Below are 20,860 nucleotides of genomic sequence, written 5' to 3' on the forward strand. Positions count from 1 at the left end.
TAGGGCCCAATGCCTCTGCTGCGCAGACTTGCCGCATCGCTTCCCCTGATGGTCTCGTTGGCCCTGGTGGGTTGTGCCAGTGATGGCGGTGGTGGGATTCAGAGCCAGAAGCTCGCCACCATCAAGGCCCGCGGCAAGTTGATCTGCGGCGTGGATGGCAAGTTGCCGGGATTCAGTTTTGTTGGGTCGGACGGGCAGTACACCGGCCTCGATGCGGATGTGTGCAAGGCCACGGCCGCTGCCCTGTTCGGTGATCCCAGCAAGGTGGACTACCGCGACCTCAATTCCAGCGAGCGTTTTGCCGCTCTAGCCAGTGGCGAGGTGGATCTGCTCTCCAGGAACACCACGGAAACCCTCAGCCGCGATGCAGCCGGTGGTAACGGCCTCAGCTTTGCGCCCACCACCTTCTATGACGGCCAGGGCGTCATGACGCCCAACGCCAGCGGCGTGAAGGCCCTGAAGGATCTGGCCGGCAAGCCTATCTGCGTGGAGAGCGGCACCACCACCGAGCTCAACCTTGCTGATCGCATGCGCGAGCTCAAGGCTGCCTACACCCCCCTCAAGTTTCAGACCGGCGACCAGACCTACGCCGCCTATCTGCAAGGGCGTTGCGTTGCCGTGACCAGCGACCGCTCCCAATTGGCGGCCAAGCGCACCAGCTTCCCAGATCCGGCTGGTCACACCCTGCTGCCGGAGGTGCTCAGCAAGGAGCCCCTCACCCCAGCCACCACCAATGCCGATCCCGCCTGGGCCGATGCGGTGCGCTGGACCATCTATGCCCTGATGCAGGCAGAGGAGCTGGGCATCACCCAGGCCAACATCGACGCCAAGTTGGCTGAGGCCAAGGCCAACCCCAACCAGGCCGACCTGCGGCGTTTCCTGGGGGTGGAGGGAGAGTTCGGCAAACAGCTGGGCCTGCCCGCTGACTTTGTGGTGAAGGCGGTGAAGGCCACCGGAAACTACGGCGAGATCTTTGAGCGCAACGTGGGTATGGGCTCCAAGCTCAAGCTGGAGCGCGGTTCCAACCGCCAGTGGAAGGAGGGCGGCCTGATCTATTCGCCCCCGTTCCGCTGATGCCCCCGTCGTCGGTTTCAGCCGTAACCCCCTGGTGGCGCAACCGCCGCTTGATCCCCGGGATCGTGCAGGCGGCCGTTGGCCTGGTGGTGCTGGTGGTGGTGGCTTTCCTGGTGGGCAACCTGGTGCGCAACCTCACCGCCGCCGGGCTGCTGCTCAGTTGGAGCTGGCTGGGCAATCCAGCCGGTTTCGATGTGTCTGAAACCCTGTTGCCCTTTGACGCCAGCCTTCCCTACTGGCGGGCCCTACTGGCGGGCCTGGTGAACACCCTGCGGGTGGTGCTGCTGGGGCTGGTTGGGGCCACGTTGTTCGGCACGGCCGTGGGCATGGCCTCCTTCAGTTCCAACGGTTTGCTCAAGCGGCTGGCCCGGATCTATGTGGAGCTGATCCGCAACATCCCCCTGCTGCTGCAGTTGGTGTTCTGGTACTTCGTGGTGTTCCTGGCTCTGCCCAATGGCACCAGTGCCATTCAGCTGCCGGGGCTGGTGTTGGCCAAATCGGGCCTGTATCTGGCCTGGTTCAGTGATCTCTGGCACTTGCAGTGGCAGGGGCCCCATCTCGATGGCGGGGTGTGGCATGCGCCGCTGCGGCTCACGGTGGAGTTCGGCGCCCTGCTCACGGGCCTCGTGGTGTACACCGCCGCTTTCATCGCTGAGGTGGTTCGGGGCGGTGTGGCCTCGGTGCCGAAGGGCCAGTGGGAAGCCGCCAACTCCCTGGGCTTCAACCCCCTGCAGACCCTGCAGCGCATCGTGCTGCCCCAGGCCCTGCGGGTGATTGTTCCGGGTCTCAACAGCCAGTACATCTCCCTGGCCAAGAACTCTTCCCTGGCCGTGGCTTGCGGCTATGCCGATCTCTATTCCGTGGCGGAAACCACCCTCAACCAGACCGGCCGGGCCGTGGAGGTGGTGCTGGTGCTGCTGGGTTCCTACCTGGTGATCGATCTGGTGATCTCGGCCCTGATGAATGGCCTGAACCGCATGGTGCAACTGAAGGAACGCTGATGCGAACGGCTCTCCCCTCCTCTCCCCTTCAGCGGCTGCGCCGTGAGCTGTTCTCCAGCCCCCTGGATGGCCTGATCTCCATTGGCCTGATCGGGTTTCTGCTGGCGGTGGCCATTGCCCTGGTGAAGTGGGCCCTGTTTCAGGCCCAATGGGCCGTGCTGCAGGCCAACAGCACCCTGTTTGCCGTGGGGCGTTACCCCCTCGAGCAGCAGTGGCGCCTCTGGTTGCTCACCACCCTCCTGGTGGGGGCCACTGGCTTGAGCTGGGGGTTGCTGCGGGGGCTGCCGCGGCTCGATCGGGTGGATCAGCTCTGGCCGCGCAACGACCGCATCGCCGTGGCGGTGGTGCTGGCCCTGGCCGTGTTGGCCCCCCTCTTTCTCAAGCTCAGCCTCGCCATTCAGCTGCGCTGGTGGCTGGAGGCCGCCCTGCTGGTGGCGACGCGCTGGGCGGCGGGTCGCTGGGCCCTGCGCATCCCGCCGCCTGCTCGCCGGCTGGTGCCGCTGATCTGGCCCCTCCTCTACTTCGCGGGCATGGTGCTGATCAGTGGTGGCCTGGGCTTGATCCAGGTGTCCCCTTCGGAATGGGGCGGCCTGCTGCTCACTCTCGTGGAGTCCAGCTTTGCCATCCTGTTGTGCTTCCCCCTTGGGATCCTGCTGGCCCTAGGCCGCCGCAGCGAGCTGCCACTGCTGCGCTGGAGCTCGGTGGTGTACATCGAGTTCATCCGCGGGGCGCCGTTGATCACCCTGTTGTTCTTGGGCCAGAACATCCTGGGATTCCTGCTGCCCGGTGGCCTGGCGCCTGATCGGGTGTGGCGGGCGGCCTGGGTACTCACCTTCTTCGCCGCTGCCTACGTGGCGGAAGCCGTTCGGGCCGGCCTGGCCTCCCTGCCCAAGGGCCAGCTGGAGGCCGCTCGCTCCCTGGGCTTGCCCTTGCCCCAGGCCCTGATCCATGTGGTGCTGCCCCAGGCGCTGCGGGTGGCCCTCCCAGCCACCGTTGGCCAGTTCATCTCCCTGCTTCAGGACACCACGCTGTTGTCGCTGATTGGCCTGTTGGATCTGCTCGGCACGGCCCGCACGGTGATGGCCAATCCGGCTTTCCTGGGCAGGAACGCCGAGGTGTACCTGGTGCTGGCCCTGTTGTTCTGGTGCGGTTGCGCCGCCCTCGGCCTGGGTAGCCGTGCCCTTGAAACCCGCCTCAACCCCACCGCCAACCCCGCCCGATGACCAGCACCCCTGCCAGCGCCGGCTCCGCCCCCGGGGCCGTGATGATTGAGGCCCGTGGGGTCGAGAAGTGGTACCCCAACGGCTTCCACGCCCTGCGTGGCGTGGATCTCAGCGTTCACCAGGGGGAAGTGGTGGTGATCATGGGGCCCTCCGGTTCAGGCAAGAGCACCTTCATCCGTACCTTCAACGCCCTTGAGGATTTCCAGAAGGGATCCATCTGGGTGGATGGCATGGAACTCACCGACGACGTCCGCAACATCGATGCGATCCGCCAGGAGGTGGGCATGGTGTTCCAGCAGTTCAACCTGTTCCCTCACCTCACGGTGTTGGAGAACCTCACCCTTGCTCCGGTGCTGGTGCGCAAGCGCTCCAAGGCTGTGGTGGAGCGCCAGGCCCTGGAGTTGCTGGAGCGGGTGGGCATCGCTGAGCAGGCCCATAAACATCCCGGTCAGCTCTCGGGAGGCCAGCAGCAGCGCGTGGCGATCGCCCGCTCGCTCTGCATGGAACCGCGGATCATGCTGTTCGATGAACCCACCAGTGCCCTCGACCCCGAGATGGTGCAGGAGGTGCTCGAGGTGATGCAGGAGCTAGCCCGCGAGGGCATGACCATGGTGGTGGTGACCCACGAGGTGCGCTTCGCCCGCCAGGTGGCCAGTCGCGTGGTGTTGATGGCCGATGGCCAGGTGGTGGAGATGGCCGCGCCGGACCAGTTCTTCACCAACCCCCGCCACGAGCGCAGCCGGCAGTTCCTCAGGCAGATCGCCTGAGCGGGGCACTTGTCAGTAGATCCCTACACTCTGGTCATTGGTAAGCCGCGGAGGCGGTGCCATGGCTGATCGCGGCATTCATCCATCCGTGGGTTCTCCGTCCGGTCATGACGACGCGGACGCAGCGGCCTCGGAGCGCATCACCGGCCAGCTCGGACGTTTGATTCCGCTTGTGAACGGTCCGGCTCGCATCGCCGGTGTGAACCGTTCCGTGTGCACTGCCTCTTTGGCCTCGTTGCTGAGCTGGGATGACGACGGCCAGCTGGCCGTTGATTAGGCCGCGGTGCATCCGCAGGTTCCGCAACAGCTGCTCGTTCTGGCCGGGGGCGGCCACACCCACGCGCTCCTGCTGCGTCGCTGGGCCATGCGGCCTCGGCTGAAATCAGCAGCTACGCAGGTGGTTCTGGTGAGCCGCCACAGCACCGCCCTTTATTCGGGCATGGTGCCGGGGCTGGTGGCGGGTCTCTACAAACCCGAAGACTGCTCCATCGATCTGCGGCGCCTCTGCGGCCAGGTGGGTGTCACGTTCCTTCAGGCCGAGATCACTGGGTTGGAGCTGGAGCTGCGGGAGTTGGAGCTGCAGGGGCGGCCCCCCTTGCGCTGGGATGCCCTCAGCCTGGATCTGGGCTCTGTGACCGCGCAGGCCAATGCCGCCATGGCGGTGAAGCCACTCGAGCCTTTCCTGGCCTGGAGCCGCGCTCAAGAACCCGGGAGCGAGCTGCGCATCCGGGGCGGCGGCGCCGCCGCGGTGGAGCTGGCCCTGGCTTTCCGGGCCCGGGGCCTGGCGCCCCGCTTGTTGCTGCGGGGGGCGGCCCTGCACTTGGGCTCTGCAGCGGCCAACCGGGCGGGCGAGCGGCTGCTGGCCCAGGCCGGTATTGCCGTGGAGCGCCAAGTGGCAGCGGATGCAGCGGCTGATCTCGCCTGCACCGGCAGCCACGCTCCGGCCTGGTTGGCCGCCAGCGGCTTGCCGGTGGAGCCGGCCACTGGCCGGGTGCTCACCCACGCCAGCCTGCAGGTGCTCGGCCAGGAGCGGCTGTTTGCGGTGGGTGATTGTGGCCTGATCCAGGCCGATCCCCGGCCTGCTTCCGGCGTGTGGGCCGTGCGTGCCGCCCCCCTGCTGGCGGCCAATCTCCAGCAGGCCCTGGAGCGGCCAGGCACGGCACTGCAATCCTGGCGGCCCCAGGCCAGGGCCCTGCAACTGCTCGGTGATGGCGGCGGGTATCCCGGTGGTGCCAGAGCCCTGGCCTTTTTCGGCCCCTGGGCCCTGGGGCCCAGCCGGTGCCTCTGGCAGTGGAAGGATCGGATTGATCGCCAGTTCATGGCGGGCTTCAGCGGCATGGCCGCCATGACCCCTGCGGGTGGCGAGCCTATGGCCTGCCGCGGCTGTGCGGCCAAGTTGCCCGCTGCACCCCTGGAGGCCGCCCTGGCACGCCTACGGCCCGATGGCGCCCTGCCTGCTGCGGAGGATGCAGCCCTGGTAGGTCATGGCGCCGGCGGGGAGTGGCTGCTCCAGAGCCTGGATGGCTTTCCGGCCCTGGTAGACGACCCCTGGCTCAATGCCCGCCTCACCACCCTGCACGCCTGTAGCGATCTCTGGGCCAGCGGCGCCGAGGTGCAGTCAGTGCAGGCCCTGGTGACCCTGCCCCAGCAGGCACCGGCCCTCCAGGAAACCCTGCTGGTGCAGACCCTGGATGGTGTGAAGTCTGTGCTGGGCCCCATGGGAGCGCGCCTGATCGGAGGCCACACCCTCGAGGGGCGCGATGGTGCAGGCCTGAGCCTGTCCCTCACGGTGAATGGCAGCGCGCCATCCCAGGGCCATTGGCCCAAGGGGCCCCTGCAGGCGGGGCAGCTACTGGTGCTCACCCGGCCCATTGGCACGGGGGTGCTGTTTGCCGCGGCGATGGCCGGGACGGCCGAGCCCAGCTGGCTCGACCAGGCCCTGGCGCTGATGCAGCAAAGCCAGGCCCCCCTGGTGGAGCTGCTACGCCATCACGGCTGCAGGACCTGTACCGACATCACCGGTTTCGGGCTGCTGGGCCATCTTGGCGAGATGTTGGCACCCACCAGCCGCGTACAGCTGGATGCGGGGGCTATTCCAGCGCTGGCCGGTGCGCTACCCCTGCTAGAGCTCGGTTTGGCCAGCACCTTGGCACCATTCAACGCCCGGGCCCTGCGGCTGCTCGATGGGCCGGTGGAGCTGAGGGGCCCCGCCGATGCCGCGCAGCTGGCCCTGTTGATTGACCCGCAAACCTGTGGACCGTTGCTAGCCGCTCTGCCTGCCGATCGCGCCGCGGAGGCTGTGGCAGCCCTGCGGCGGCAGGGTTTCTCAGGGGCGGCGGTGATCGGCCGGGTGATGGGCTGACTGGGCTCAACTGGCCTGATAAGACTCAACAGTGGGTGGGAGATTCTCCACCGATTTCAGCGATCACAAGGCCCTCGGCATTGAGTAGCCGGTAACAACGCCCCGTGATCAGTGCTTTGGCCTGCAGGGTCAGGCGGGTGCGGAGTAGATCATGCTTGCTGTTTTCCTCCCGCCAGTGGCCATCACCGTCCTGACTGAGGATGCGCAGGGTCATGGGTCACGGTGGAACCGACTTTCACTGTTACAGATTTGAGGGCCTGCGGGAACCATCTCCAGCATCTCTTCGGGATCGGCAGATTGTGTTTGCCGCCACAGTTCCACCTTCAGGCATTGATCCCTGTACTGCACCAGGTTCTGGGAGAAGTTGGCAATGAACTCCCGGTTGGCTTCGCACACGGAGTTGAAACCACAGCTGGCGGCCTGATCGGTGAGCCGTGCGCTGGGGTTGTGGCTGATGGCATCACACAGGCGGTTGAGCCGGTAATGGATGAGGGCCTGGAAGGTGGTGCGTCCGCGGTAGCGATCGAAGTGGTATTCCAATGTGCTGAGGCCTACGCCCAAGGCCTGTGCCATGGCGGGAATCGCAATCGGCTGGGCAAAGAACCGGGCGAAATACTCCATCGCCAGGGTGATCACGTCAGTGCTGTCTGTGCGGTGAACAACCCGTGGGTTGAGTTGGCGTAGAGCCATGGTTGGGTCCAGGGGCTGAAAGGCCCTGGCCTCCTTGTCCCTGTCATAGACGGCTTTGGCTTGGCAGGTTGTGGATGATGTGATCTGTATCAGGCTCTACGGACGAATCTCTCGCTGAATCCGCTCAGATTCTGTGGTTCTTGCCATGGTCTGCTTCCTGGGCCAGAGTGGGTGCAGGCTCCTGAGGGGGAGGCGATGGCGGGTGAAATCCCCGCTTTTTTATGGCTTGGATCTGGGGGTCTTGATTTCAGAACTTGATGAAGTTCTGAGTAGGGTTGCAACGTTTCGCAGGCTCGTGACTTTTCGCTATTGGGAGTGAATATTGCTTGCTAGAAAAGAAGCAAGGAGATGGCTGGCTGATCGCTTCAGGTCACCGCCGAGAAGCAGGCCACAGCCACTGCAACCCGTTTCGGCCAAAGATTGCCGGAACTCCGTACAGCAGGCCGCCGGCGAGAAACGAGAGATTTTCCATCGCTTGCCCTGTCCTAGGGCAGGGAGTTTTGCCCTTGATCCTTCAGAGTCGTGTTCCTCAGGAAGCGTGCCAATCCCTGGATTCGCAACACCGCCTTGCGATCGTATCCCAGGCCAATGCCTATTTCTCCAGGCACTATCCCGAACCCTTGGTGATTGTGGATGTAGCCCGGTCCCTTGGGGTCAGTGAGGCTTGCCTGGGGTTTTGCTTCCGCCACTGCCGTGGAAAAACACCGCTGGAGGCCCTGCAGACCTATCGCCTCAGCCAGCTCTACCGCGCCATCACCGAAGCGCCAGCCGCCAATCTGTTGGCCCAGGTGCTCGCCTGCGGATTGCCGGAGCTGGCGCAAACGAATGTGTTGTTCGAGGACTTTTTCGGTGTCAATCTCGCCAACTTCCGCCACACCAGCCGCCGCGCTCAGGACGATCGCCAGTTCAGAGCTCAACACCCCGAGGCCGAATCCCTGGTGGTGTTGGCCAGCCCCTGAAGCCGCAGCCGGTTGAAGCGCTGCACCCACAGGCAGGGCAGGTTGAAGGCCGTGGCGAACAGCAGATTCAGCAGCACCCCGGTGGGTGGGAGCCACAGGGCTGTGACCAGCCAGAAGGGCCAGAGCCCCAGGTGCACCAGTTCGGCGCGCCGGGTTTCCTGCACCAGCCGCCTGCGGGTGCCTGGATCACGGCCCACCAGGCTGGCCTTGCGTACCCCACCGGTAAAGGTTGCTCCGGCATCCGGTAGCCAGCGTTTCCAGCGGCGGATTCCCAGCCGCTGCTCATAGCTCGCGGCGCTTTCCCCCCAGGGGCGAGGGCGGGTGAGCCAGCTGTCGCGCTCCAGGCTCCTGGCGGGCAGGCGATGGCCGATGTAGCCCACCAGCAGGCTCCACAGCAGCCAGCCGGCTGCGCAGAGCAGGCTCGCCAGGGGGCCGCTCACCGGGTGCGGACTTGGCGGTTCTTCCATCGGATCGTGCCCCGCTCCAGGTTCAGGATCGCCAGTACGAACACCCCCAGAAAGAACAGCACTGGAACGGGAAACACCAGGTTGATCCAGCCAAAGCTCCCCACCTGGCGGGTGACCACCAGCAGTTGCAGGGCAAAGGTCACGTAGAGCACCACGTTGGCGAGGGGGCTGGGGTCGCCCACCATCGGCCAGCCCAGGAGCGAGGCCGGTAGGCACCAGGCAGCCCAGAACAGGCCGGAGAGCCAGAGCACCACTGCCAGCATCCAGGGCCAGTGCACCTCACCGGCGGCGGTGGCGAAGTTCTTGTCGAAGCCCACCACCATGTCCCCCAGGCCACCCGGGTACATGCGGTAGTTGAGTTGGCCCTTGCCGATGTAGGCGCTCACCGGCAGGCCAGCCTGTTCGTAGCAGTGGGCCAGGAACCAGTCCTCCACCACCTTGCCCGCCACGGCCGCGTGGCCGCCACTGCGGTCGTAATCCCGGCGGCTGGTGGCCATGGCGGGCCCGAAGGCCACCCCCACCCCCTCTCCGAGGGGAACGGCCATCAATCCCACCAGGTTGAACAGCACGGAGAGCTGCTCGTAGGGCTTTTCCGTGCGGTGGAACGGTTGCACCGACAGCAGCCCGCCCCGTTGCTGGTGCACGGCCACGAAGGTTTCCAGGAAACTGGGCCTGGGTTCGGTATCGGCGTCGAGAAACACCAGCACGTCGCCGTGGCTGGCCGCCACGCCGTTGTGCAGGGCCCAGGTTTTGCCGCACCAGCCCTCCGGCAGCGGCGGCGGTTGCACCACGGTGACCCCGGCTTGGCGGGCGATGGTGGCGGTGGCGTCGCTGGAGTGGTCGTCCACCACGATCACCTCCACGGGCTGCAGGCTCTGGCGGTGCAGGGCGCTCAGCAGGTGCGGCAGGTTGGATTCCTCGTTGCGGGCGGGGATCAGCACCGACACCCGGGGCGCTCCCGCCAGGGGCTCTTGGGGCAGGCGCCGGATGTGCAGGCAGAGCAGCCAGCCGAGCACCCAACGCACCAACAGCGATACGCCCACCAGGCCCATGGCGGCCATCAGCGGATACCCCTCAAAACGTGGATCAGACTCATGGCCGCAGCAGCTCCTGCACCAGTGGTGAGAGGGCTGCCGGATGGCGTAGCAGCTGGTGGTGGCTAAGCACGGGCAGCTGTTGGCTGCGGCCGACCGGCAGCAGGGCGGAGCGCGCGGGAATCACCATCAGATCCGGCGCGCAGTAATAGCTGCTGCAGTCCACCGGCTCCAGGGTGTGCAGGTCGCGGTTGAGTTGCTCCAGCAAGGGGCTGTTCGGCTTCACATCGGCAATGCCCGCCAGGGGCCAGCGGGGCCAGGGCCCGGCGGTAAGGGTTCCCCGCTGGGGACTGCCCACGCTGATGAAGCGCCGGGTGCGCTGGTGGCCCCCCAGCAGTTGGATCCAACTGCGGCTGATCACTCCACCCATGGAGAAGCCCAGCAGGTCCACCGGTTGCTGGTGGCCGTAGGCGGCTTCGATCTGCAGTCCGAGCTGGGCGGCGAGCTCCCGCACCGGTGCCAGGCCCAGCCGTTGAGGCAGATGGGGGATCAGTAGCTGCTCCCGCCGGCCGGCCAGATGCTGCTCCAGCCGTTCAAACAGCTGCGGTGTGTCCCACAGGCCATGGACCAGCACCAGTGGAGTGGTGCCATGACCCTGGCTGGTTGGTGGATGCTCCGTGGGCCTCCGCTGCGCGCGCTCTCTGCATTGAAGGGCCCATGGCCTGGGCTGGGGCCATCCCCAGGCAGGGGAAAACCGCCCCTGCAGCGGGTTTGCCCGTGGGTTGCAGCGGATTGGCGGCGCTGGCCGGCGCGGTTCTGGCGGGTTTTTACGTTGCCGATGTGCCCAGCCCCGATCCCGCAACCACTCCCGAGCCGCAAACGCTGGAGCTGAGGGCCCGCGCGCTCCTGGCTCAGCTGAGCCTGGGCGAGAAGTTGGCCATGCTTGATGGCGACACAGCTTTTTGGCCTGGCCTGGCGGACACGATGCTGCGGGATGGCCTGCACCAGCATCCCTGGCCCGCTGCCCAGTTGCCGCGCCTCGGGCTGGGGGGGCTTCACTTTGTCGATGGCCCCCGTGGCGTGATTCTTGAAGGGGGAGCCACCACCTTCCCGCCACCGATGGCCCGGGGTGCCAGCTGGGATCCGGCCCTGGAGGAGCGCGTTGGTGAGGCGATGGCGCAGGAAGCCCGCTCTTTCGGGGCCAACCTGTTTGGCGGGGTGTGTGTGAACCTGTTGCGTCACCCCGGCTGGGGACGGGCCCAGGAAACCTACGGGGAAGATCCCGTGCATGTGGGCCTCATGGGGGCGGCCATGACGCGGGGGGTGCAGCGCCACGCCATTGCCTGCGTGAAGCACTTTGCCCTCAACTCGATCGACAGTGCCCGCTTCCAGGTGGATGTGCAGGCCACACCACGGGTGTTGCATGAGCTCTACCTGCCCCAATTCCGCGACTGCGTGGAAGCTGGCGCCCTGGCGGTGATGAGCGCCTACAACAGCGTGAATGGCGAGTGGTGCGGCCAGCATCCCCAGCTGCTGGGCCAGATCCTCAAGGGCCGCTGGGGCTTCCGTGGCTTCGTGCTCACCGATTTCATCTTCGGCCTGCGCGATGGCACCAAGGCCCTGCTGGCCGGGCAGGACCTGGAAATGCCCTTTCGGATGATGTTTGAGGCCTGCCTGCCCCAGGCCCTGGCCCGTGGCGAGGTGCCCCTGGCCCGGGTGGACGACGCGGTGCTGCGGCTGTTGCGGGCCCAGCTAACGCTGCCCCAGGGCACCTACCCCACCGCCCTGCGAGCCTGTTCGCGGCACCGGGCCTTGGCGCGGGAAGCGGCCACCAAGGCGATGGTGCTGCTCCGCAACGAGGGGGCGGTGTTGCCGTTGCGGGGCTTGGGTTCCTTGGCGGTGATCGGCGCGTTGGCAGCGGTGCCCAATCTGGGGGATCGGGGCTCCTCGGATACGCGCCCCGCCGCTGGCTCAGTGGTGACACCCCTGCAGGGGTTGCGGGCGGCGGCGCCGGAGTTGGCGATCCACTACAGCGATGGCCGCAACGTGGCGGCGGCGGCGGCGCTGGCGGCAGCAGCGGATGCCGCCGTTTTGGTGGTGGGCCTGGATTGGCGCCATGAGGGGGAACACATCCACACCGGCGACATTGCCCCGAGCCTGCGCCAGATGCCGCCCCCCGAGCAGCTGTTGCGTCGGTTCGGCCGAGAGCGGCTACAGCCCTGGTGGACGCCGTTGGCGGGGCTGATGGCCGCCATGGCGAGCCTGGGGTCGCTGCGGCCTGGCGAGCACTTCTCCTCCGGCGACCGCACGCACCTCAACCTCGAGCCGCGGCAGGAGGCCCTGATCCGTGCGGTTGCGGCGGCCAATCCCCGCACGGTGGTGGTGTTGATGGGGGGTGGGGCGATCCTGTGCGAGGCCTGGCGGCAGCTGGTACCGGCCCTGCTGTTGTGTTGGTACCCCGGCATGCAGGGGGGCGAAGCCCTGGCGGATGTGCTGTTCGGCCGGGTGTCGCCCTCCGGGCGGATGCCCTTTGCGCTGCCCACCGCCCATGGGCATCTGCCGCCGTTCGATCCGCGGGCTCGCCAGATCACCTACGACCTCTGGCACGGCTACCGCCGGCTGGCGCGGGAGCAGCACCCGGCAGCCTTTCCCTTCGGCTATGGCCTCTCCTACACCCGATTTGAGGCCTCGGGTCTGAGCGTGGAGCGCAGTCCGGATGGCGCGGTGCTCCAGGTGGCGCTACGGCTGGCGAACCTCGGGCCCATGGCTGCCGAGGAAGTGGTGCAGTTGTATGTCGAGCCACCCGGCGTGGAAGTGGAGCGTCCGGCCCGGCAGCTGGTTGGGTTCTGTCGGGTGAGCCTGGAGCCTGGCCAGAGGCGGCCCGTTGCCCTGGCGGTTCCGCTGCGGCGCCTGGCCTTCTTTGATGAAGGCTGTGATGGCTTCGTGCTGGAACAGGGGTGCCATCGCCTTGTGGTGGCTCGCCACGTGGAGGAGGTGGGCATCGGCGTGGAGCTCAGCTTCGCCCGCACCGTTCTGGGGCGTTAAGCCCGGCCTTGGAGGAAGCCCAGCTCAGGCTGCTGCATCACTCCCGCACCAGCCAGCCCACGGTGAGGTTGGTGGGGTCGGTTTGCAGGTAGAGGTAGCCGCGGGCGCCGTTGCGGCCATTCACCACCAGGGCCCGGTAGTTGAAGGGCACGCCCTTGGCATCGCGTTCCACCAGGGTGCCCCAGCAGCTGCCGCGGTCGAGTTGGAGGTTGCCGGTGTAGCCCACGGTTTCACCGACGCCGTTGTAGCTGGACAGGGCGATTCCCTTCACGCTGCCGCCGGCCCATTCCTCCCGTTGCACCACCGCGTTGGGCCTCCAGCTGTTCTGTTGCCAGTTGCTGCCCACCTGGCTGCTGAGCACAACGCCGTTGAGGTCGCTGGCTTTGCAGGCCCCGGGGGCCATGGGCAGCCAGCGGCCGGTGATCACCGTGCCGCTGGAGCGATCCAGGCTGTAGAGAGGCCGGCCCTTGCTATCCAGCACGGCTTCAGACACCTGGGCTCCCCAGGGCAGTTGTCGCTCCACCCGCACCAGGCAAGTGCCCACCACCGTGACCCGGCCGGTGTAGCTGCCACTGCGGCGGCTCTGACCCACCCGCTCGATGATCTCCCCCCGCACGGCCCCACCCGGTAGCCAACGCTCCTGCAACAGGCGGGCTTCAGGGGTGGTGCTGCCCTTCACTGGAAGGCTGCTGCCCATGCCCATCACGGCATAACGACCCTGCATGGGCGCCTGGCAGCTCCTGTTGTTGCCGATCGCTTTGCCCGGTTCGGCCACCATCAGCGGGACCCCCAGCGGCGCCAGGGCCAGCAGGGCAAGGAACGAGCGGACCATGCAGGACCCCGGCGATTGTGCGTGGGCTCAGTATGCGCAGATCTGGCGGTTACGTCCCGCCGCGGCGTCTGTGTTGAGGGCCATCCGCCCGCCCATGCCCTGGTTTTGCGACAATGCAACCAGGCATCACCACTGGAGCAACCTTGGGATTCAGCGCCAAGACCGATTACGGCCTTGTGGCTCTGATGGAGCTTGCGGGTGAGTACCTCTCCGGAGGGGTGCTCCAGGTGGCTGAGATCGCAGGCCGCCAGGCCATCCCCGAGCGCTATCTCGAGCAGATGATGACCAGCCTGCGCCGGGCCGGCATCCTGCGCAGTATTCGAGGCCCACGGGGGGGCTACCAGCTCGCCCGTTCTCCCTCCCAGCTCACGGTGGCTGAGGTGGTGGCTTGTCTAGAGGGTGAGGTGAGCACCCGGGATGGATCCAGCCGGAACTCCCCGGAATTTCAGGCCCTCGATGGGTTGTCAGCAGCTCTGGATCGTCAGAGGGAGGAGCGGCTCGCGGCGATCACGCTGCAGGATCTGGTGGAGCAGCGTGATCAGCATCTCGAGGCTCAGGCGATGTATTTCATCTGACCCCTGGCCTGTGGCTAGAGGTGCGCTGGGGGTCAGCCCAATTCGCCGCTGGCGTCCTTGCGGATCGTGCAGTCGCTGAGGGGATAGCTGACACAGATCAGGGCGAAACCGGCTTCCATCTGGGAATCGTCCAGGAAGCTCTGATCCGCCTGGTCCACGCTGCCGGAGAGCATTTTTCCGCAGCAGGTGCTGCAGGCTCCGGCCCGACAGGAGTACGGCAAGTCAACGCCGGCGGCCTCAGCGGCATCCAGGATGTACTGGTCATCGCTGCAGCTGAAGCTCTCGCCGCTTTCCAGGCTGATGGTGTACGTGGCCATGGGGAACTGCATTCGCACGGTTGTTCTAGCCCCGTTCTCGCCAGTGATCTGCGGCCGGATGGGGATCAGCGGTGGGGCCGGCGTAGGCGCACGCGCACACTCACGTGGGCATCGCCGTAGGTGGCCATCAGCAACTCCCGCACGTCGTGGCGGAGTTCTTCAAGCGAGGGTGCTGTGAGGGTTTGGGTCTTGTCGCTGGAGGTGGCACGGATGGCTCCTGGCCGTTCCTCCACCACATCAAAGATGGCTTCGCGCATGGATATCCCACTCGTCCTGATTCAGTCTGGGGCGATTGGCTGGGATCGGCGCTGGCTGGACCACCGACCCCGGTGATCTGGACCACCGTTCGAAGGGCCGGTCGTGGCAGCGATCCGGTCTGGATCAGCGGCTCTACTGCCAACATGCCAACAGCATTTGGAGCCCCCCTTTGCCTCGCCATCGCCGGCTCGCGGCCACGGTTCTGCTGGTGTCTCTGCTGACGGGGTGTGGCACCTGGCAACCCGTGAGTGAGCAGGGCCGGGAGCGCTGTGCACGGGAGTCTCGCAGTGGGGCCGGAAGCAACGCCCTTACCAGCGCCATGGCCTACGGCCAGTGCCTGTTGGGCGTTGACACGCGGCTGGCTCGGGAGCAGGAGCGGAGTCTGCGGCAGCAGCGCGCGCTGCAGGAGCGTCGCCTGGGCCTCTGCCGAAGACACAAGGCAGCCCTGCCAGGTCTGGTAACCAGCTTCCGCCAGAGGCGCGATCAGCTGCTGGCCCTCGAGGCCGAGGTGTATGTGGCCAGCCAGGGTCCGAAACCCCTAGACCCCCAGGAGCAGCGCCGCCTGGCCATCTACGACCAGGAGATCGAGCAGGAGCTCTATGACCAACAGCTGGAGGCCTGGCGCTTGAAGGAGCAGGGGCGTGCCGCGGCCTGGAAGCGCCTCCATCAAGCCCAGCTGAATGGTGCCGAAGCGGCTTTGCGCGCCAGTGCGGATCGCCTGCGGGTGATCGATCCTGACTTGCTGGAGGCTTCTGCGCGGCCGGCCCTCAGGGAAGCCAGCCTGAAGCAGTGGCTTGCCTGCAGACCGGAGACATTTCAATGAGGTGGTGGCGGCTCGGCGGGCCTCCCCTGGCCTTGCTCCAGCTGCTGCTGGCCATGCCATCGCAATCCCAACCCCTGCTGCCCGCGGTGCCCTCTGCCTGCGTGAGCCGCTATGGCAACAGCGGCTGCGCTGCCCATCTCTATGCTCAGCTGCTCTGCGACACGGTGGGCTCAGCAACCACCATGCAGCGGCTGGAGCCCCGTTTGCAGACTGCCTTTGAGCAGGCCGGCATCAACTTTGTTGAGCTCACGGCCGAGGCGATTGAAACCGCAGCTGTGCGTGAGTACACACCGATGCTGTGCTCCCCGAAGAGTCGTGAGATCCGGGAGTTGTTTCAGCCCCGCTCATCCCTGGGTCAGGCTGGTTGAACCCTGGTTGGCAGCGGCGGAAGCCTGAGGCAGCTCAGCCAGGAGAGGGCCACCAACAGACAGGCACACCACAGGCAGGCCTGCAGGCCCCCCAGGAGATAAATCCAGCCGGAGAGCAGGGTGCCCAATAGGCGTCCAGCGGCGTTGGCCATGTAATAGAACCCCACATTGAGGCTCACCGACTCGGCATCGGTGTAAGCCAGCACCAGATAACTGTGGATCGAGGAGGTCATTGCGAACACCGCGCCGAAGCCGGCCAGGCCGCCCACCACGGCGATGGCGGGATGGGCATCGCGCCAGAGGGCAATGGCGATCAGGGCCGGGATCGCGGTGAGCAGAGCCGTCCAGAACTGCAGAGCGGCGGGTCCCGGTGTGTCGCTGCGGCCCCAGCTGCGGCGCAGGGCCGGGGCGCTGCCCTGCACGAGCCCGTAGCCGATCACCCATAGGCCCATGAAGCCGCCCACCTCCCAGAACTGCCAGCCCAGGGCGGCCTCCAGAAACACCGGCAGGGCCACCACAAACCACACATCACGGGCGCCGAAGAGAAAGAAGCGGGCCAGGGACAGCCAGTTGATTCCTTCACTATTGGATAGCAGCGAGCCAAACCCCGGTTTCTGTTTCATCTTGCCGATCTCACCGGGGAGCACCAGGGTTCCGAGCAAGGCCATGCCCAGCCCTGCGGCCATCACCACCACTGAACCCGCAAATCCCAGGCTGGTGAGCAGCAGGCCACCGAGAAAGAAACCCACACCCTTGAGGGCATTCTTTGAGCCGGTGAGGATGGCCACCCATCGGAACAGTTGCTGATCCCCTGCGCTTTCGGGAACGACGGTTTTGATAGCGCTTTTGGCGCTCATCTTGTTGAGGTCTTTGGCGATGCCACTGATAGCCTGCGCCACCATCACGTAGGCCACCGAGAGCAGCTTGGGCCAGCTGGCGGCCACTGGAACCAGCATCAACAGCGCCAGGATCTGTAACACCATGCCGCTCCAGAGGGTGAGTCGCAGTCCGAAGCGTGCCCCAATCCAGCCACCGGCCAGGTTGGTGAGAATGCCGAAGAATTCATAGAACAGAAACAGGAAGGCGATGTCCAGGCTGGAGTAGCCGAGCTGGTGGAAATGGAACACCACGAGCATGCGTAGGGCCCCATCGGTGAGGGTGAAGGCCCAGTAGGCCCCAGTGATCACGCCGTACTGCTGCAGGGCTGAGAGGTGACCATGCCCCTGGGTCTGAGGCTGGTGGCCCTTGGTGGGAGTGCCCATGGCTCCGGCTCAGCGTTGCTCGATCAGGGCGATGTGGCGCACCAGATCCGCCATGCGGGAGCTGTACCCCCACTCGTTGTCGTACCAGGCGTACACCTTGAGCTGGGTGCCGTTCACCACCAGTGTTGAGAGGCCATCCACGATGGCGCTGCGGTTGTCATTCACGTAGTCCACCGACACCAGCGGCCGGGTTTCGTAGCCGAGGATTCCCCGCAGCGGGCCCTGGGCCGCGGCTGCAAAGGCGGCGTTCACTTCGTCCGCCGTGACGCTGCGCTTCAGCTCGAACACCGCATCGGTGAGCGAGGCGTTCAGCAGCGGTACCCGCACGGCGTGGCCGTTGAGCTTGCCTTCCAGCTCAGGAAAGATCAGGCCAATCGCCTTGGCGGATCCCGTGGTGGTGGGGATCAGGCTCTGCATGCAGGAGCGGGCGCGACGCAGATCCCCCTTGAATCCATCCACCACCACCTGGGTGTTGGTCACGTCATGCAGGGTGGTGATCGAGCCGTGCTCAATGCCGAAGTGTTCGTGCACCACCTTCACCACGGGAGCCAGGCAGTTGGTGGTGCAGGAGGCTGCCGTCACCAGGCGGTGCACGGCTGGATCGAAGAGCTGGTGGTTGATGCCAAAGACAACGTTGAGGGCTTCGGCTCCGGCGATCTTCCCTTTCACCGGACAGGCCACCACCACCCGCTGCACACAGGCACGGTCGAAGTAAGGCTCCAGGGTTTCGGGGGTCTTGAACTTGCCGCTGCACTCCAGCACCATCTCCACCCCAGCCGCCTGCCATGGAACCGCGGTGGGATGGCTTTCTTGGGTGTACCCCACGGGCTCCGTGCCCACCAAGAAGCCCTGGCCGCTGGCCTCCACCGCATGGGGCCACCGGCCATGCACGGAGTCGAAGGCGAGCAGATGGGCGGCGGTGGCAGCATCGCCACCGGGATCGTTCACGTGCACCAGCTCGATGCCGGGATGGCCCCAGAGGGCGCGAAACACCAGCCGGCCAATGCGCCCGAACCCGTTGATGCCGATTTTCATGGGAGCGCCTGTGATGGCCGGACCGTAGATCAACAAGAGTTGATCAATCAAGTAAGGTTGATCCATGCGTGTTCTGGAACACCCCGCTCCCCTGCAGGCGGATCAAGCCCGCCTGCTGCTCAAGGCCCTAGCCGATCCCTTGCGCCTGCAGGTGATCGAAGCCCTGGGCAGTGGTGAACGCTGTGTTTGCGAGCTCACGGCGGAACTGGGATTGGCCCAATCGAAGCTCTCGTTCCATCTCAGGGTGATGAAGGAGGCAGGGCTGATCGCCGCCCGGGAGGAGGGGCGCTGGGTGTACTACCGGCTGGAACTGGCCGCGATTGCCCTGCTGCGCGATTGGTTATCCACGTTGGCGGCGGGTTCTGCTACGCCCGCCACGCCCTGTTGTTGAAACGCGATGGCAACCCCCACAGAGCCTTCAAGGTCGGTGCTGGAGCGGCTCTCGCTGTTGGATCGCCTGTTACCCCTGTGGATCCTCCTGGCCATGACGGCTGGGTTGTTGCTGGGGCGATGCCTGCCTGGCCTACAGGCCGTGCTTGGCGCTGTGCAGGTGGGCCACACCTCCCTGCCGATTGCCCTGGGATTGCTGTTGATGATGTACCCCGTGCTGGCGAAGGTGCGCTATGGGGAGCTGGGAGCTGTGGCCCGGGATCGGCGTCTCCTGGGTATGGCCTTGCTGCTCGTGTGGGGGTTGGGGCCGCTGCTGATGTTTGCTCTGGCCTGGCTGTTTCTGCCAGATCAGGTGGAGCTCCGCACCGGATTGATCATGATTGGCATCGCACCATGCATTGCCATGGTGCTGATCTGGATCGATCTGGCCCAGGGAGATCGCGAAGCAGCGGCCCTGTTGGTGGCGATCAATTCCATCCTGCAGGTGCTGATGTATGCCCTGCTGGCTGGTTTCTATCTTCAGGTTCTGCCAGGATGGCTTGGCCTTGATCGCCAGGCCGTTGCAATTTCGGTTTGGGAGATTGCCAAGGCGGTGGCAATCTTTCTGGGCCTGCCGTTGCTGGCGGGATTTTTCACCCGGCGTATCGGTGTGGGTCTGCGTGGAACTCGCTGGTATGAACACACCTTCCTGCCGCGTCTCAGCCCGCTGGCCCTCTATGGATTGCTCTTCACCATCGTGGTGATGTTTGCTTTGCAGGGCCAAGCCATCACCGAAGATCCCCTGCAGGTGATGAGGGTGGCTCTCCCGCTGCTGATCTATTTTGTGGTGATGTGGGGTTTGGCCTTCGTTGTGGGCCAGCGAAGTGGTTTCAACTACAGCCGCACCACGGCCTTGGCCTTCACGGCGGCTGGTAACAACTTTGAGCTTGCGATTGCCGTGAGCATCAGCCTGTGGGGCCTTGAATCTCAGCAGGCCTTGGCCGGTGTGATTGGTCCGTTGATTGAAGTGCCGGTTCTGGTTTCGCTGGTTTATGTTTCGCTTTGGCTCAAAGGCAGGTTTAAGGTTTGCGCTGACCCCGCAGCCTCCCCCACGCGGGTCGCGTGATCCTCAGCACCTTGGGCTGTCGCCCACAACGAGACGTTTACGCGGTCTTAACCAATCCCTAACGCGCAGGCTGGTGTCCGTTGCCTAGAGGTAGGTGGCTCACGACAGCTAGCTCCCATGACCTTCGCGAAGAAGGCCCTGACCTTTGGCACCCTTGCCGCCCTTGCCGGTGGTGCGGCCGCCTCTGCCGGCCCCGCCCTCAATGGCGCCGGTGCCACGTTCCCTGCCCCCATCTACCAGCGCTGGTTCCAGGATCTGGCCGCTACCGGTGGCGCCAAGGTGAACTACCAGTCGGTGGGCTCCGGCGCCGGCGTGCGCCAGTACGTCGCGGGCACCGTGGATTTCGGGGCCACTGACGAACCCATCAAGGCTGCCGAAGCCGCCAAGGTGAAGCGCGGAGTGGTCCAGTTCCCCGCCGTGGGCGGCACCATTGCCATTGCCTACAACAAGGCCGGCTGCGATCTGAAACTCACCCAGAAGCAGGCCGCTGAGATCTTCCTCGGCAAGATCAACGACTGGAGCCAGCTCAAGTGCGGCAAGGGCAAGATCACGGTGGCCCACCGCTCCGATGGTTCCGGCACCACGTTTGCCTTCACCAATTCGCTCTCCTCTTTCTCCCCTGAGTGGAAGAGCAAGGTGGGTGAAGGCAAGAGCGTGAAATGGCCCGTGGGTGTGGGCGGCAAGGGCAATGAGGGTGTGGCTGGTGTACTCACCAACACCCCGGGCTCCATCGGCTATGTGAACCAGGCATTTGTGAAGGGCCCCATCAAGGCTGCTGCGCTCCAGAACAAGGCGGGCAAGTTTGTGATGCCTGGCTTCAAGAGTGGTTCGGCCGCGCTCAACAACATCAAGTTGGACGCCAACTTGGCTGGTGAAGACCCCAACCCCGCCGGTGCCGAGAGCTATCCCATCACCACGCTCACTTGGATCCTGGCCTACCAGAGCGGCAATGGCATCAAGGCTGGCGAACTGCGTGCAGCCTTCAAGTACATCCTGGGCAACAAGGCCCAGGGTCTGGCCGACAACCTCGGCTATGTGCCTCTGCGTGGCGACATCCTGAATAAAGCCAAAGCTGCCGTTCTTAAGATTGGTGGTTGATCTGGTCTTCAGCAACGCTGGCGTTGCTGAACATCCGATCTTGGGGGCCGTTAGGCCCCCCTTTTTTATGGCGCCGAAAAGTGCACTGTTCCTAACCAGCACTTAACCCTGGCGTCACCATCTCTTTGCTCGTGGTGGCCTGGATCTCCATACAGTTGCCTCATCCCGATGCAAT

The 20,860-nt window shown here is 65.5% G+C and carries 24 protein-coding genes; 14 read left to right on the forward strand and 10 right to left on the reverse strand.

All coding sequences use genetic code 11. The annotated features are described in order from the left end of the window. Positions 1 to 9 precede the first annotated feature (9 nt). The 6 genes from KBZ14_RS10660 (at position 10) to selD (ending at position 6,427) form a co-directional block, all read left to right on the forward strand. Positions 10 to 1,074, forward strand: a complete 1,065-nt coding sequence (locus tag KBZ14_RS10660) for an amino acid ABC transporter substrate-binding protein (protein ID WP_255118313.1) — start codon at positions 10 to 12, stop codon at positions 1,072 to 1,074. Beyond that, the gene (locus KBZ14_RS10665; protein ID WP_255118314.1) at positions 1,074 to 2,075 is read left to right on the forward strand and encodes an ABC transporter permease subunit; all 1,002 of its coding nucleotides are present in this window, start codon (positions 1,074 to 1,076) and stop codon (positions 2,073 to 2,075) included. The genes KBZ14_RS10660 and KBZ14_RS10665 overlap by 1 nt, the downstream gene beginning before the upstream one ends. Then, positions 2,075 to 3,298: an amino acid ABC transporter permease gene (locus tag KBZ14_RS10670; protein ID WP_255118315.1), complete on the forward strand. Its 1,224-nt coding sequence runs from the start codon at positions 2,075 to 2,077 to the stop codon at positions 3,296 to 3,298. Before KBZ14_RS10665 ends, KBZ14_RS10670 begins: the two co-directional genes overlap by 1 nt. Next, on the forward strand, positions 3,295 to 4,065 hold the full coding sequence (locus KBZ14_RS10675; protein ID WP_315856143.1) for an amino acid ABC transporter ATP-binding protein: 771 nt from the start codon (positions 3,295 to 3,297) through the stop codon (positions 4,063 to 4,065). The genes KBZ14_RS10670 and KBZ14_RS10675 overlap by 4 nt, the downstream gene beginning before the upstream one ends. A 61-nt stretch (positions 4,066 to 4,126) precedes the next feature. Continuing rightward, entirely contained in the window at positions 4,127 to 4,342 is a 216-nt protein-coding gene (locus KBZ14_RS10680) for a hypothetical protein (RefSeq protein WP_255118316.1), read from the forward strand. Positions 4,343 to 4,348: 6 nt separating this feature from the next. Then, a complete protein-coding gene (selD, locus tag KBZ14_RS10685; RefSeq protein ID WP_255118317.1) occupies positions 4,349 to 6,427 on the forward strand; it encodes a selenide, water dikinase SelD in 2,079 nt (692 codons plus the stop codon). 25 nt (positions 6,428 to 6,452) lie between these two features. Here selD and KBZ14_RS10690 read toward each other — a convergent pair whose 3' ends face one another. Further along, positions 6,453 to 6,641, reverse strand: a complete 189-nt coding sequence (locus KBZ14_RS10690; protein ID WP_255118318.1) for a hypothetical protein — start codon at positions 6,639 to 6,641, stop codon at positions 6,453 to 6,455. After that, positions 6,638 to 7,117, reverse strand: coding sequence for a helix-turn-helix domain-containing protein (locus KBZ14_RS10695; RefSeq protein WP_255118319.1), 480 nt, complete (start codon positions 7,115 to 7,117; stop codon positions 6,638 to 6,640). The genes KBZ14_RS10690 and KBZ14_RS10695 overlap by 4 nt, the downstream gene beginning before the upstream one ends. A 620-nt stretch (positions 7,118 to 7,737) precedes the next feature. On the opposite strand from KBZ14_RS10695, the gene KBZ14_RS10700 reads away from it, so the two are divergent. Next, positions 7,738 to 8,076, forward strand: coding sequence for a helix-turn-helix domain-containing protein (locus tag KBZ14_RS10700; RefSeq protein ID WP_255118320.1), 339 nt, complete (start codon positions 7,738 to 7,740; stop codon positions 8,074 to 8,076). Here KBZ14_RS10700 and KBZ14_RS10705 read toward each other — a convergent pair. The 3 genes from KBZ14_RS10705 to KBZ14_RS10715 are packed head-to-tail and all read right to left on the reverse strand — an operon-like array spanning position 8,031 to position 10,211. Next, complete coding sequence (locus KBZ14_RS10705; protein WP_255118321.1) at positions 8,031 to 8,543, reverse strand: glycosyl-4,4'-diaponeurosporenoate acyltransferase CrtO family protein; 513 nt, start codon at positions 8,541 to 8,543, stop codon at positions 8,031 to 8,033. The genes KBZ14_RS10700 and KBZ14_RS10705 overlap by 46 nt on opposite strands. Continuing rightward, positions 8,513 to 9,604 (reverse strand): glycosyltransferase family 2 protein, encoded by a 1,092-nt coding sequence (locus KBZ14_RS10710; protein ID WP_255118322.1) that lies wholly within the window; start codon positions 9,602 to 9,604, stop codon positions 8,513 to 8,515. The genes KBZ14_RS10705 and KBZ14_RS10710 overlap by 31 nt, the downstream gene beginning before the upstream one ends. A 31-nt stretch (positions 9,605 to 9,635) precedes the next feature. Then, positions 9,636 to 10,211 (reverse strand): esterase/lipase family protein, encoded by a 576-nt coding sequence (locus KBZ14_RS10715; RefSeq protein WP_255118323.1) that lies wholly within the window; start codon positions 10,209 to 10,211, stop codon positions 9,636 to 9,638. An 83-nt stretch (positions 10,212 to 10,294) separates the two neighbouring features. Here KBZ14_RS10715 and KBZ14_RS10720 point away from each other — a divergent pair, with 83 nt between their 5' ends. Then, positions 10,295 to 12,622 carry a beta-glucosidase family protein gene (locus KBZ14_RS10720; RefSeq protein WP_255118324.1) on the forward strand — a complete coding sequence of 776 codons (2,328 nt, stop codon included), beginning with the start codon at positions 10,295 to 10,297 and terminating at the stop codon, positions 12,620 to 12,622. Positions 12,623 to 12,659: 37 nt separating this feature from the next. Here the strand turns inward: KBZ14_RS10720 and KBZ14_RS10725 are convergent, their stop codons facing one another. Next, entirely contained in the window at positions 12,660 to 13,454 is a 795-nt protein-coding gene (locus KBZ14_RS10725) for a hypothetical protein (RefSeq protein ID WP_255118325.1), read from the reverse strand. A 143-nt stretch (positions 13,455 to 13,597) separates the two neighbouring features. Between KBZ14_RS10725 and KBZ14_RS10730 the strand changes: the two genes are divergently transcribed. Beyond that, positions 13,598 to 14,029, forward strand: coding sequence for an RrF2 family transcriptional regulator (locus tag KBZ14_RS10730; RefSeq protein WP_255118326.1), 432 nt, complete (start codon positions 13,598 to 13,600; stop codon positions 14,027 to 14,029). A 32-nt stretch (positions 14,030 to 14,061) separates the two neighbouring features. Here KBZ14_RS10730 and KBZ14_RS10735 read toward each other — a convergent pair whose 3' ends face one another. Together KBZ14_RS10735 and KBZ14_RS10740 are read right to left on the reverse strand one after the other, a co-directional pair. Beyond that, positions 14,062 to 14,346 carry a 2Fe-2S iron-sulfur cluster-binding protein gene (locus KBZ14_RS10735; RefSeq protein WP_255118327.1) on the reverse strand — a complete coding sequence of 95 codons (285 nt, stop codon included), beginning with the start codon at positions 14,344 to 14,346 and terminating at the stop codon, positions 14,062 to 14,064. A 65-nt stretch (positions 14,347 to 14,411) separates the two neighbouring features. Continuing rightward, the gene (locus KBZ14_RS10740; protein ID WP_255118328.1) at positions 14,412 to 14,603 is read right to left on the reverse strand and encodes a hypothetical protein; all 192 of its coding nucleotides are present in this window, start codon (positions 14,601 to 14,603) and stop codon (positions 14,412 to 14,414) included. A gap of 170 nt (positions 14,604 to 14,773) precedes the next feature. Between KBZ14_RS10740 and KBZ14_RS10745 the strand changes: the two genes are divergently transcribed. After that, positions 14,774 to 15,427, forward strand: a complete 654-nt coding sequence (locus KBZ14_RS10745) for a hypothetical protein (protein ID WP_255118329.1) — start codon at positions 14,774 to 14,776, stop codon at positions 15,425 to 15,427. A gap of 53 nt (positions 15,428 to 15,480) precedes the next feature. Beyond that, positions 15,481 to 15,795 (forward strand): hypothetical protein, encoded by a 315-nt coding sequence (locus tag KBZ14_RS10750; protein WP_255118330.1) that lies wholly within the window; start codon positions 15,481 to 15,483, stop codon positions 15,793 to 15,795. Here the strand turns inward: KBZ14_RS10750 and arsJ are convergent. After that, a complete protein-coding gene (arsJ, locus tag KBZ14_RS10755; RefSeq protein ID WP_255118331.1) occupies positions 15,783 to 17,057 on the reverse strand; it encodes an organoarsenical effux MFS transporter ArsJ in 1,275 nt (424 codons plus the stop codon). The genes KBZ14_RS10750 and arsJ overlap by 13 nt on opposite strands. Before the next feature lie 9 nt (positions 17,058 to 17,066). Then, positions 17,067 to 18,092, reverse strand: coding sequence for an ArsJ-associated glyceraldehyde-3-phosphate dehydrogenase (locus tag KBZ14_RS10760; RefSeq protein ID WP_255118332.1), 1,026 nt, complete (start codon positions 18,090 to 18,092; stop codon positions 17,067 to 17,069). A 64-nt stretch (positions 18,093 to 18,156) separates the two neighbouring features. On the opposite strand from KBZ14_RS10760, the gene KBZ14_RS10765 reads away from it, so the two are divergent. The 3 genes from KBZ14_RS10765 (at position 18,157) to pstS (ending at position 20,685) form a co-directional block, all read left to right on the forward strand. Continuing rightward, a complete protein-coding gene (locus tag KBZ14_RS10765) occupies positions 18,157 to 18,483 on the forward strand; it encodes an ArsR/SmtB family transcription factor (protein WP_255118333.1) in 327 nt (108 codons plus the stop codon). A 6-nt stretch (positions 18,484 to 18,489) separates the two neighbouring features. After that, positions 18,490 to 19,587: an ACR3 family arsenite efflux transporter gene (gene arsB / locus KBZ14_RS10770; protein ID WP_315856144.1), complete on the forward strand. Its 1,098-nt coding sequence runs from the start codon at positions 18,490 to 18,492 to the stop codon at positions 19,585 to 19,587. A 117-nt stretch (positions 19,588 to 19,704) separates the two neighbouring features. Beyond that, positions 19,705 to 20,685, forward strand: a complete 981-nt coding sequence (gene pstS / locus KBZ14_RS10775; protein WP_255118334.1) for a phosphate ABC transporter substrate-binding protein PstS — start codon at positions 19,705 to 19,707, stop codon at positions 20,683 to 20,685. Positions 20,686 to 20,860 lie beyond the last annotated feature (175 nt).

This window comes from Synechococcus sp. HJ21-Hayes (assembly GCF_024345835.1).
Taxonomy (GTDB): Bacteria; Cyanobacteriota; Cyanobacteriia; order PCC-6307; family Cyanobiaceae; genus Vulcanococcus.